At 71.8% G+C, this 10,479-nt stretch carries 11 protein-coding genes; 5 read left to right on the plus strand and 6 right to left on the minus strand.

Annotated elements, in window-relative coordinates; all coding sequences use genetic code 11:
• Positions 1-237: 237 nt before the first annotated feature.
• Positions 238-1,329 (plus strand): polyprenyl synthetase family protein, encoded by a 1,092-nt coding sequence (locus tag ACFZDK_RS07205; RefSeq protein ID WP_390970605.1) that lies wholly within the window; start codon positions 238-240, stop codon positions 1,327-1,329.
• Here the strand turns inward: ACFZDK_RS07205 and ACFZDK_RS07210 are convergent.
• Together ACFZDK_RS07210 and ACFZDK_RS07215 are read right to left on the minus strand one after the other, a co-directional pair.
• Positions 1,326-1,682 (minus strand): MazG-like family protein, encoded by a 357-nt coding sequence (locus ACFZDK_RS07210; protein ID WP_390970607.1) that lies wholly within the window; start codon positions 1,680-1,682, stop codon positions 1,326-1,328. The two genes, ACFZDK_RS07205 and ACFZDK_RS07210, sit on opposite strands and share 4 nt — an antisense overlap.
• A 26-nt stretch (positions 1,683-1,708) precedes the next feature.
• Complete coding sequence (locus ACFZDK_RS07215; protein ID WP_390970609.1) at positions 1,709-2,254, minus strand: DoxX family membrane protein; 546 nt, start codon at positions 2,252-2,254, stop codon at positions 1,709-1,711.
• A 122-nt stretch (positions 2,255-2,376) separates the two neighbouring features.
• Here ACFZDK_RS07215 and ACFZDK_RS07220 point away from each other — a divergent pair, with 122 nt between their 5' ends.
• The 3 genes from ACFZDK_RS07220 (at position 2,377) to ACFZDK_RS07230 (ending at position 4,465) form a co-directional block, all read left to right on the plus strand.
• Positions 2,377-2,703 carry a nuclear transport factor 2 family protein gene (locus ACFZDK_RS07220; RefSeq protein ID WP_390970611.1) on the plus strand — a complete coding sequence of 109 codons (327 nt, stop codon included), beginning with the start codon at positions 2,377-2,379 and terminating at the stop codon, positions 2,701-2,703.
• A 50-nt stretch (positions 2,704-2,753) separates the two neighbouring features.
• Positions 2,754-3,398 carry a GNAT family N-acetyltransferase gene (locus tag ACFZDK_RS07225; RefSeq protein WP_390970613.1) on the plus strand — a complete coding sequence of 215 codons (645 nt, stop codon included), beginning with the start codon at positions 2,754-2,756 and terminating at the stop codon, positions 3,396-3,398.
• Positions 3,399-3,478: 80 nt separating this feature from the next.
• On the plus strand, positions 3,479-4,465 hold the full coding sequence (locus tag ACFZDK_RS07230; RefSeq protein ID WP_390970615.1) for an aldo/keto reductase: 987 nt from the start codon (positions 3,479-3,481) through the stop codon (positions 4,463-4,465).
• Between the two features lie 28 nt (positions 4,466-4,493).
• Here ACFZDK_RS07230 and ACFZDK_RS07235 read toward each other — a convergent pair whose 3' ends face one another.
• On the minus strand, positions 4,494-5,252 hold the full coding sequence (locus ACFZDK_RS07235) for an ATP-binding cassette domain-containing protein (RefSeq protein ID WP_390970617.1): 759 nt from the start codon (positions 5,250-5,252) through the stop codon (positions 4,494-4,496).
• A gap of 85 nt (positions 5,253-5,337) precedes the next feature.
• Positions 5,338-6,819 carry an ABC transporter permease gene (locus ACFZDK_RS07240; protein WP_390970619.1) on the minus strand — a complete coding sequence of 494 codons (1,482 nt, stop codon included), beginning with the start codon at positions 6,817-6,819 and terminating at the stop codon, positions 5,338-5,340.
• A 200-nt stretch (positions 6,820-7,019) separates the two neighbouring features.
• On the opposite strand from ACFZDK_RS07240, the gene ACFZDK_RS07245 reads away from it, so the two are divergent.
• A complete protein-coding gene (locus ACFZDK_RS07245) occupies positions 7,020-8,216 on the plus strand; it encodes a D-alanyl-D-alanine carboxypeptidase family protein (RefSeq protein ID WP_390970621.1) in 1,197 nt (398 codons plus the stop codon).
• A 240-nt stretch (positions 8,217-8,456) separates the two neighbouring features.
• Here ACFZDK_RS07245 and ACFZDK_RS07250 read toward each other — a convergent pair whose 3' ends face one another.
• Both ACFZDK_RS07250 and ACFZDK_RS07255 read right to left on the minus strand, forming a co-directional pair.
• Positions 8,457-9,215, minus strand: a complete 759-nt coding sequence (locus ACFZDK_RS07250; RefSeq protein WP_390970623.1) for an SDR family NAD(P)-dependent oxidoreductase — start codon at positions 9,213-9,215, stop codon at positions 8,457-8,459.
• Between the two features lie 138 nt (positions 9,216-9,353).
• Positions 9,354-10,352: a Gfo/Idh/MocA family oxidoreductase gene (locus tag ACFZDK_RS07255; RefSeq protein ID WP_390970625.1), complete on the minus strand. Its 999-nt coding sequence runs from the start codon at positions 10,350-10,352 to the stop codon at positions 9,354-9,356.
• Positions 10,353-10,479: the final 127 nt, after the last annotated feature.

Raw genomic sequence — 10,479 nt, forward strand, 5'->3', positions numbered from 1 at the left:
TGGGGAAGTTCCTCGTGCGGGAGCGGGCGCTCGTGGACGGGCCGCGGGCGATCATGAAGATGAACCGAACAGAGCGGCCGGCCCCTCATGAAACACCTCCGCGTGACCATCGACCGGGCCGCCGCCCCCTGAGGCCCGCCGGCGCCGGACCGGCCGGTGCCGGGATGCGGGAGATCGGCGTCCCGTCGCGCATCATGGACGTCCCTGTTCGCGCGCCCTCCTCAGGAGCTCCCGCCCATGCCCGACACCGACGGTGTCACCGCCCCTCTGACGGCCCGTCTGGCCGGGCACACCCAGGGCTTCGAGAGGCTCTTCGAGGAGTACTTCGGCTCCCTGGACGGTGCCCTCGACACACCGTCGTACGGCAGATTCACCCCCGAATGCCTGCAACTGCTGCGGGAGTTGTCCCTGCGGGGCGGCAAACGGATCCGCGTGGTGATCCTGCACGAGGCGGCCCGGCTGGTGACGGACGGGCCCGTGGCCGGACTGGAACAGGCGGCCCTGAGCCTCGAACTGCTGCACACCCACGGCCTGATCCACGACGACCTCATCGACGACAGCCCCACCCGGCGCGGCGGCCCCTCGACCTACTACGCCTACCGCGAGCGGTTCCCCGGCCGGCCCCGGACGGCGCTCGCGCTCACCGTGCTCGCGGGCGACCTCGCGCTGGCCCTCTCCCTGCGGGCACTGCTCGACGCGCCGGTGTCCCCGCCGGTCCGGCAGGCCATGACCGAGGCCCACACCAGGGCGGCGGCCGAGACGATCCTGGGCCAGGTCGTCGACCTGGAACGCGATGTCACCGAGCAGCTCCCGGACACCGAAGTCCTGCACCAGGTCGCGGACTTCAAGTCCGCCCGCTACTCGCTGCTGGCGCCCCTGGAACTGGGCCTGCTGGCGGCCGGCGAACAACCGGCGCACCACAAAGGGGAGTTGCGGCGCTACGCGCGACTGGTCGGGATCTGCGCGCAACTGCGGGACGACTACCTGGACCTGTTCGGGGACGGATCGGAGATGGGCAAGCCCACCGGCACCGACATCCGCGACGGCAAGCGCAGCTATCTGGTGACCGCCCTGCTCTCCTCCCTCGAGGGGACGGACCGCTCCGTGGTGGAGAGCGCGCTCGGAGACCCCGCCTGTACGGCGGCGACGATCGCCACGATCCGGGAGCTCGCCGAGGAGCGCGGGGTGGCCGCCTGGCTGCGCGCGCGGATGCGCGACCACGCGGAACAGGCCACCCTGGTGGCCGCCGGCTGGCGTCCGAGATGGCGGAGCGAGGCGGTCGACTTCTTCGAACGGCTGCCCCGGTGGAGCGTCGAGCGTTCCCGCTAGGGCGCGGCCGGGCCCAGCGAGCGCTCCCGCACCCCGGCGAGGTGCCGCTCGAACACCCCTCGCGTGTCCGGCGTGAGCGTCCGCAGCGCCACCAGTGCCGTGATCACCACGTCGCAGAGCTCGCCCTGCACGTCCTCCCAGGTGTGGGTGACGCCCTTGCGGGGGTTCTGGCCGGTCGCGCCGATCACCGCCTGGGCGACCTCGCCGACCTCCTCGGTGAGCTTCAGCATGCGCAGCACGAGGCCGGTGTCGCCGTCGTGTGCGCGGTGGGCGTCCAGCCAGGTCCACAGGTCCTCGACGGAGGTCCAGATGTCCGGGTCCTGCGCAGGCGGTGTCGTCCGCTGTTCCGTCATGACCGGAAGTCTGCCCCGGCCCGCGGTCATTCCTCGAACAGCGCCTCCTGCTCGCCCTCCTTCTCCCGCCGCACCCGCTGGTTCCGCGCCCCGATCACGACTGCCGTCACCGCCGCCGTCACACCCAGCGCCGCAGGGACCATCCAGCCCCGGTCGAAGACATGCCCGAACGCGTGGTCCAGGGAGAGCCGGCCGGGACCGGAGACGGCCAGGCCCGCCGCGGTCAGGCCCAGACTCGCCGCGTACTCGTAGCCGCCCTCCGCCGCGAAGAACCCGTTGGGCATGTGCAGCGCGGCCGCGCCCGCCATCGCGCCGGCCGCCGCGGCCCCCGCCGCCGGGGTCGCAAGGCCCAGCGCCAGCAGCGTCCCGCCGCCCGCCTCCGCCAGCCCCGCCGCCATCGCGCTCTGCCGCCCGGGCGCGTACCCGACCGACTCCATGAACTGGCCCGTGCCCTCGATCCCGCCCCCGCCGAACCAGCCGAACAGCTTCTGCGCGCCGTGCGCCGCCAGCACCCCGCCGGTCCCCAGCCGGAGCAGCAGCAGGCCCACGTCTCGTCGGTCGTAACAGCTCACGGTGGCTCCCATCGGCGACTGCGGATCACGGGTCTCCACCGTCGCATCCGCCCCACCCCAACGGCCCGTCCGCGCCGCCGTTCGGGTGGCGGAGCCCCGGCGGCGGTGTGAGGCTGACCGGCATGACCATCAAAACGGACAAGCTCAGCGATCCGGCCGTGCGGGCCTTCGTCACCGCCCTCAACTCCCACGACCGCGAGAGCTTCCTCGACCTGCTCTCCCCGGACGCCACCATGGCGGACGACGGCTCCGACCGGAACCTCGACGAGTGGATCGACCGGGAGATCTTCTCCTCCAACGGCCACATCGACGTCGACAACGAGTCCAACGGCGGCCGCTCCCTCCTCGCCCACTACCGCAACGACACCTGGGGCGAGATGGTCACCCGCTGGGACTTCACCGTCGACACCGACGGCCGCATCTCCCGCTTCGAGACCGGGCAGGCCTAGGCCGCGGAAAACCGGATGCGGCGGCCCGGCGGGCTGGCTACCGTCCGGGCGTGGCTCACACCTATCCACCGCTGAACGTCGAAGTCCGCACGCCGCGGCTGACGTTGGCCGGTGCCTCCGACGAACTGCTGGAACGGCTGGTGCCGCTCGTGCGGGCCGGGGTCGCCGACGTCGAGCCGTGGCCGTTCGACGATCCGAGCTCGTTCTACGCCGACAGCCCGGACCGCGAGTGGCGATGGCTGCGGGCCGTGTGGGCCGGTCGCGCCCGGGTGAGCCCGGATGCGTGGCGGCTGTACTTCGCCGTGCTCGTCGACGGTGAACCGGTCGGCATGCAGGACCTCGTCGGCAGGGACTTCGCCCGGTTCGGCACGGTGTCCAGCTTCTCGTGGCTGGCGCCCGGCAGCCGCGGGCTGGGGCTCGGCAGGGAGATGCGGGCGGCGATCCTGCACCTGGCCTTCGCCGGGCTGGGCGCGCGCGAGGCCGGCAGCGACGCCTTCGTCGACAACGAGGCGTCCAACCGGGTCTCCCGCGGTCTGGGCTATGAACCGAACGGCACGGACTGGGACACCCGCCGCGGCGAGCCCGCGCGGATCCAGCAGTGGCGGCTCACCCGGGACGTGTGGGAAGGGATCCGCCGGGACGACATCGAGCTGACCGGCGTCGAGGAATGCCTGCCCGTCCTGGGCATCGGCTAGGGCGGGCGGTCTGGCCCCCCGACAACAGGTCCGGCAATTCGCTTGTCTTCGGGTGCGCTCCAACTCCTAGCGTCTCGGGCATGGAAACCGACAGCACCACCAGGACCCTGGGACGTTCCGGCATCCGCGTCAGCGCGCTCGGCTTCGGCTGCTGGGCCATCGGCGGTGAGTGGCAGGACCCGAGCGGGCAGCCGCTCGGCTGGGGCAAGGTCGACGACGAGGAGTCCGTACGGGCCATCCACCGCGCCCTCGACCTCGGCGTCACCTTCTTCGACACCGCCGACACCTATGGCACCGGGCACAGCGAGCGCGTCCTCGGCCGTGCCCTCGGCAAGCGGCGGGACGAGGTCGTCATCGCCACCAAGTGGGGCAACGTCTTCGACGAGGAGACCCGTACGTCCGTCGGCCAGGACGACTCCCCGGCCTACGTCCGCCGCGCCCTCACCGCATCCCTGCGCCGCCTCGGCACCGACCACGTCGACCTCTACCAGTTCCACATCTCCGACGGCGACCCGGTCCGTGCCGCCGAACTCCGCGATGTCTGCGAGGAGTTGGTGGGGGAGGGGCTGATCCGCGGCTACGGCTGGAGCACCGACGACCCGGCCCGCGCCGCCGTCTTCGCCGAGGGGCCGCACTGCACGGCCGTGCAGTACACCCTCAACGTGCTCCAGGACGCGCCTGAACTCACCGCCCTGAGCGAGGAGCTGGAGCTGGCCGGCATCAACCGCGGCCCGCTGGCCATGGGGTTGCTCGCGGGGCGGCGGGCGGCGGCCGGGGCCGGGGACATCCGGAGCAGGCCGCCGGCCTGGCTGCCCGGCTTCGGGGCCGGGGCCGGGGCCGACCCCGAGTGGGTCGAGCGGATCGAGGCCGTCCGCGAGGTCCTCACCAGCGGCGGGCGGACCCTCGCCCAGGGCGCCCTCGCCTGGATCTGGGCCCGTGGTCCGCGCACCCTCCCGATCCCCGGCTTCCGGTCCGTCGCCCAGGCCGAGCAGAACGCCGGCGCGCTCGCGAAGGGGCCGCTCACCGCCGAGCAGACGGCCGAGATCGACCGGCTCCTCAAGCGGTGAGCGGCCCCGGGCCGCTCACGTCCGACGGTCAGTAACCCTGGCCGCCCCCGTGCTGCTGCACGTACGGCTGCCGGCCGTGCCCCGCCGCCTGCTGCGCGTACCGCTGTCCGCCGCCCTGCTCGGTGAGGGTGATCTGGCCGGCCTTGATGGTGGCCAGGCGCGGGGCGCGGCGGGCGATGGAGGAGTCGTGGGTGACCATGATGAAGGTCAGCCCGTACTCGTGCCACAGGCCTTCGAGCAGGGCCATGATGTCGTCGCGGGTGCCCTCGTCGAGGTTGCCGGTCGGCTCGTCGGCGAGCAGCACCTTCGGCTTCTTCACCAGCGCGCGGGCGATCGCGACACGCTGCTGCTGGCCGCCGGAGAGCTCGGCGGGGGCGTGCCCGAGGCGCTCGCCGAGGCCGACGGAGCGCAGGGCCTCGGCGGCGCGCTCGCGGCGCTCGGCCGGCTTGACGCCGAGCGGGACGAGGGCGGTCTCGACGTTCTCCTGGGCGGTGAGCGTCGGGATGAGGTTGAACGCCTGGAAGATGATGCCGATCTTCTCGGCGCGCAGCCGGGTCAGCTTGGTCTCGCTGACCTTGGCGAGGTCGACGTCGTCCAGCAGGACGCTGCCCTCGGTCGGGCGGTCCAGGCCGCCGATCATCTGCAGCAGCGTCGACTTGCCGCCGCCGGTGGGGCCCTGGATGACGAGCTGGTCGCCGTCCTCGATGGTCAGGTCGATGTCGCGCAGCGCCTCGACCGTCTCCTTGCCCCGCGTGTAGCGCTTGGTGACTCCGGTGAGTCTGTACATGGGTTCTCCACTGGGTGCTGAGTGAGGTGGGGCGCCGCGTCCCGGGGGGATCGGAGGCGGCGCCCCGGTCAAGGGGGGCGGGGGGTCAGGAGACGCTGCGCAGGGCGTCGGCCGGACGCATCCGCGAGGCGCGCCAGCCGCCCATCGCGCCGGCGATCAGACCGCCGGTGACCGCGAGGCCGACGGCGAGGGCGATGGTGGTCAGGGAGACGGGCGCGGTGAGCGCGATCTCCAGGGTGTTCTGGGCGGACTGCTGGCCGGGACCGCCGCCGCCCGGGCCGCCGCCCATGCCGCCGCCACCGCCGCCGGTGGAGCCGAGCTGGGCGGTGAGCTTCGGGCTGATCGCGGTGACCGCGTAGGCCGCGCCGACGCCGAGGGCGATACCGAGGGCGCCGCCGACCAGACCGTTGACGATGGACTCGCCGACGACCTGACGGGTCACGTTGCGCGAGGGCCAGCCGAGCGCCTTCAGGGTGCCGAACTCACGCACCCGGCGGGAGACCGCGGAGGAGGTCAGCAGGGCCGCCACCAGGAAGGCCGCCGCGAGCACCGCGATGGACAGCCACTTGCCGACGCTGGTCGCGAGGCTGGAGGCGGTGGAGAGGGAACCGGAGACGGTGGACGCCAGGTCGGCGGAGGTGGTGACCGTCGTACCCGAGATGTTCGACTGGATCTCCTTCTTCACGGTGGAGATCTGCTTCGAGTCGGTCGCCTTGACGTAGATCGTGGTGACCTCGTTCTTGGCGTCACCGAGGGTCTGGGCGAGCTTCAGCGGGACGAACAGGTCGGTGGTGGACTCGCTGCTGTCCGGGGTCACGATGCCGATGACCGTGAACTTGGTGCCGGAGATCTTGAAGGTCGAGCCGACCTTGTACTTCTTCTCCTTGGCGTACGACTTGCTGACCAGCGCGACCTTGGCGCTGGTCTGCGCCGAGGTGAAGGTCTTGCCCGAGGTGATCTTCATCGAGGCCAGCGGGCCGAGGCCCTGGTGGGCGACGTCGACGCCGACCACCGAGTAGCTGTTCACGTTGAAGTTGGCGCCGCCGCCCTGGACCTGCGGCTGGCCGGTGGAGGTACCGCTGCCCGGCTGCCCCTGGCCGCCGCCGTTGCTGGAGCTGGAGCTGGAGCTGGAGCCCGAGCTGCTCTGCGCCTTGCCCTGGGTGAAGGAGCCGTTGACCTTGGTGACGTTGAGGGAGAGCGCTCCGACCGCGCTCTCCACGCCCTTCTGGTCGGCGACCTTGGTGACCAGGGACGACTTCAGAGCCTGACCGCCCTGAGTCATCACGCGGTCCGAACTCTGCTTGGAACTGCTGCTCGACTTGGCGTCGAACTTGAAGCTCGGACCGCCGGAGCTGCCCGAGGTGGGCGCCGACTGGGCCTTGGTCACCGTCATGTCGGTGCCGAGACCGTAGAGCGACTGGAGGACCTTGTCCTGCGCCTTGGACATACCGGCCGACACGGAGCTGACCGTGATGACCAGCGCGATACCGAGCGCCAGACCCAGTGCGATGACCAGGGCCGCCTTCTTTCTGCGGCCCAGCTCGCGCTTGAGATAGATGCCAAACATCCCGTTCCTCGAAGGTTCTTGGCGCCCGCTGTGGGCGCGGGCTCAAGCTAGGGAGAAACCTTTGAGTCGACCTGGGTAAAAGATGTGCCAGAGCTGAGAAACGGCGAGGTCTTAGCAAACTTTCATAAGACAGCAAATTCCTGGCAGGGGGAGGGGGTACTGCCAGGTAGCCCCACTGGCCTGCGGTGTACGGTCCCGGGATGCGCGATTCCTCTCGGCTGACCCGGCGTGCCGCCCTCGGACTGACGGCCGCCGCTCTCCCCCTCTCCGCGGAGATCTCCGCGGCCGCCCCCGCCTCCGCCGCCACGGTCATAGGCGGCGAGCGACTGGCCCGCGGCGGCATACAGGTGCGCGGCGCCACCGGCCTGCCCAAGAAGATCACCGCCCGGGCCTGGCTGCTCGCCGACTGCACGAGCGGGGAGGTGCTGGCCTCCTGCAACGCGCACCGGCGGCTGGCGCCCGCGTCCACGCTGAAGATGCTGTTCGCGGACACCGTGCTGAAGAAGTTCGAGCGGAGCGGGCGCTACAGGGTCAAGGACTCCGACATCTCCGACGTCCCCTCCGGCTCCAGCCTGGTCGGCATCAAGCCCGGCCTCACCTACACCGTCGAGCAGCTTTGGCAGGGCGTCTTCCTGCGCTCCGGCAACGACGCCGTGCACGTGCTGTCCCACATGAACGGCGGCATCGCGAAGACCGTCGCCGAGATGCAGGCCAAGGCGGTCGACCTGCAGGCCCTGGACACCCATGTGGTCAGCCCGGACGGCTTCGACCACAAGGGGCAGCTGTCGTCCGCGTACGACCTGACGCTCTTCGCCCGGCACGGCCTGAAGGACGACGAGTTCCGGGGTTACTGCGGCACGAAGACCGCGGACTTCCCGGCGGGCGGCAAGAAGACCTTCCAGATCCAGAACACCGACCGCCTGCTCACCGGCTCCTGGGGCCTGGACACGTACAAGGGCCTGTTCGGCGTCAAGAACGGCTACACCAGCAACGCCGGCAACACCTTCACCGGCGCCGCCACCCGGGACGGCCGCACCCTGCTGGTCACCGTGATGCACCCGGCCAGCGGCAGCAACGCCGTGTACGAGGAGACCGCCGCGCTGCTCGACTGGGGCTTCGGCAAGGGCAGTTCGGCGCAGTCGGTGGGGTTGCTGGTCGATCCGCTGAGCGAGGGCGGGGCGAGCGCGAGCCCCTCGCCGTCGAAGGGCAAGGGTGCCGCGGGGGCGGCCGGGACGGGTGCGGCCGGTTCGACGTCCTCCGGCCCGTCGCCGTGGCGGCTCGCGGAGGGCGGGGCGGGGACGCTCGCGCTGCTGGGCGCGGGGGCGTGGGCACTGCGTCGGCGCAGCGGGCGCAAGACCGCCGACCTGGACGGTCCGGGCGACCCGCAGGCCGGCTGACGTCACGCGGCAGCCGCTCCACCCACCGGTGCGTACCCGCGGTCCCACGCGGGTCCACCCCCACTCCGGTCCGGTGGAACGGCTGCCGCCTCCCCCCTCGGTATGGTCAGCGGAATCCCAGAGCTCCAAGTGTGAAGTTCTGGTGGAGAAGTGTCGAGCATAGGCTCGTTACCGGCCGCAATACCGCGGAGGTTGGGATTCCGCTTGTATAGATTGCGGAGACTCCGGCTGAACGGCGGGTCAGCCCCGCCCGACGTACGGCATCGCCGTCGCCAGCACCGTCGCGAACTGCACGTTCGCCCCCAGCGGCAGCTCCGCCATGTGCCGCACGGTCCGCGCCACGTCGGCGACGTCCATCACGGGTTCCGGGGCGACCTCCCCGTTCGCCTGGAGCGCGCCGACCTGCATCCGGGCCGTCATGTCGGTGGCCGCGTTGCCGATGTCGATCTGCCCCACCGCGATGTCGTACGGCCGCCCGTCCAGGGACAGCGCCTTGGTGAGGCCGGTCAGCGCGTGCTTGGTCGCGGTGTAGGCGACGGACCGCGGACGGGGCGTGTGCGCCGAGACCGACCCGTTGTTGATGATCCGCCCGCCCCGCGGCTCCTGCTCCTTCATCTGCCGGAACGCCGCCTGCGCGCACAGGAACGTCCCGTTGAGGTTGGTGTCCACGACGTGCCGCCACGCCTCGTAGGGCAGGTCCTCCACCGGCACCCCGCCGGGCCCGAAGGTCCCCGCGTTGTTGAACAGCAGGTCCACCCGCCCGAACCGGTCCACGGCCTCCTCGAACAGCGCGTCGACGTCCGCCGGTTCCGACACGTCGGTGCGGACGGCGACACAGGCGCCCTCGGGCACCAGCGCGGCCGTCTCCGCCAGCCGCCCCGACCGGCGGCCGGCCAGGGCCACCGACCAGCCGGCCCGGAGCAACTCGACGGCGACGGCGCGGCCGATGCCGGAACCGGCGCCGGTGACGATCGCGACTTTTGATTGGTTGGCATTCATGGGGCGCAGCGTAGGCGCTGTGTCGGGTGGCGCCGGGTTGGGTCGTCGGTCGGGTGCGGCGTCGTCGTGGCTGGTCGTGCCCACGCGGCGGAGCCGCATATCAGACACAGCCCCGCGCCCCTGAAGGGGCGCTATTGCTTACGCCTCTGCGGGGTAGTGCACGCCGATCTGCCCCCGGAGGGTGTCGAGGGTGCGCATGACGGCGAGGGTGCCGTCGAGGGGGACGAGGGGGGACTGCTTCTCGCCGGCGCGTAGGGCGCGCATGACCTCGCGGGCCTCGTGGCGAAGGGTGTTGCGCGGGCCGTCGGCCGGGTCCATGACGAACTCCTGCGGGTCGCGGCCGTCGCGGTGCAGGACGAAGCGTTCGGGGTGGAAGAAGCCGTCGGGGATGTCGATCCGGCCGCGCGAGCCGGTGATCGAGGCGCTGGTGCCGGTGCCGCCGACGATGGAGCAGTGCACCATCGCGAGAGCGCCGCTCTCCCAGGAGAGCAGTGCACCCGTCTGGAGATCGACGCCCTCCTCCGAGAGCACCGCTTGCGCCGACATCCCGTCCGGCTCACCGAGCAGCAGATGCGCGAACGACACCGGGTACACGCCCAGGTCGAGGAGCGCGCCCCCGCCCAGCGCCGGGTCCCGCAGCCGGTGCGCCGGCGGGAACGGACCCTCCAGGCCGAAGTCCGCCTGGACCGTCCGCACCTCCCCGATCGCCCCGTCCGCGACCAGCGCCGTCAGCCGCCGCACCAGCGGGTTGCAGTACGTCCACATCGCCTCCATCAGGAAGCGGTCGTGCTCCTTGGCCAGCGCGACGAGTTCCTCGGCCTCCCGCCCGTTGAGCGTGAACGCCTTCTCGCACAGCACGTTGCGCCCCGCCTCCAGGCAGAGCCCGGCGGCCGCCCGGTGCGCCGAGTGCGGAGTGGCGACGTACACGACGTCGATCTCCTCGTCCCGGGCCAGCGACTCCCAGTCGCCGTACGCCCGGCCGATCCCGAACCGCTCCGCGAACGCCTCCGCCGACTCCGCCGACCGGGAGGCCACCGCCGTGATCTCCGCGTCCGGCAGGTCCACCAGGTCCGCCGCGAACGCGGCCGCGATCCCGCCGGTCGCCAGGATCCCCCATCGCACCCTCTGATCAGCCATCCCGGCCGCCCCACCCTCGCTCATGTGTTTCCAGGCAGTCTGTACGAGCTGAGAGCATAGGTGGCGGACATCGGGGTTCACCAAGCAAGGGAATCAGCGAGCGCGCGACCCACCAAGAGAGCGAGGG

The sequence above is a fragment of the Streptomyces sp. NPDC007901 genome, from assembly GCF_042959465.1.
Classification (GTDB): Bacteria; Actinomycetota; Actinomycetes; order Streptomycetales; family Streptomycetaceae; genus Streptomyces.

What these genes read in the sequence shown, in the direction of transcription:
- ACFZDK_RS07205 (WP_390970605.1), top strand. Translation starts at nt 238, where the DNA reads ATGCCCGACACCGACGGTGTCACCGCCCCTCTGACGGCCCGTCTGGCC.
- ACFZDK_RS07210 (WP_390970607.1), bottom strand. Translation starts at nt 1,682, where the DNA reads ATGACGGAACAGCGGACGACACCGCCTGCGCAGGACCCGGACATCTGG.
- ACFZDK_RS07220 (WP_390970611.1), top strand. Translation starts at nt 2,377, where the DNA reads ATGACCATCAAAACGGACAAGCTCAGCGATCCGGCCGTGCGGGCCTTC.
- ACFZDK_RS07230 (WP_390970615.1), top strand. Translation starts at nt 3,479, where the DNA reads ATGGAAACCGACAGCACCACCAGGACCCTGGGACGTTCCGGCATCCGC.
- ACFZDK_RS07235 (WP_390970617.1), bottom strand. Translation starts at nt 5,252, where the DNA reads ATGTACAGACTCACCGGAGTCACCAAGCGCTACACGCGGGGCAAGGAG.
- ACFZDK_RS07240 (WP_390970619.1), bottom strand. Translation starts at nt 6,819, where the DNA reads ATGTTTGGCATCTATCTCAAGCGCGAGCTGGGCCGCAGAAAGAAGGCG.
- ACFZDK_RS07245 (WP_390970621.1), top strand. Translation starts at nt 7,020, where the DNA reads ATGCGCGATTCCTCTCGGCTGACCCGGCGTGCCGCCCTCGGACTGACG.
- ACFZDK_RS07250 (WP_390970623.1), bottom strand. Translation starts at nt 9,215, where the DNA reads ATGAATGCCAACCAATCAAAAGTCGCGATCGTCACCGGCGCCGGTTCC.
- ACFZDK_RS07255 (WP_390970625.1), bottom strand. Translation starts at nt 10,352, where the DNA reads ATGGCTGATCAGAGGGTGCGATGGGGGATCCTGGCGACCGGCGGGATC.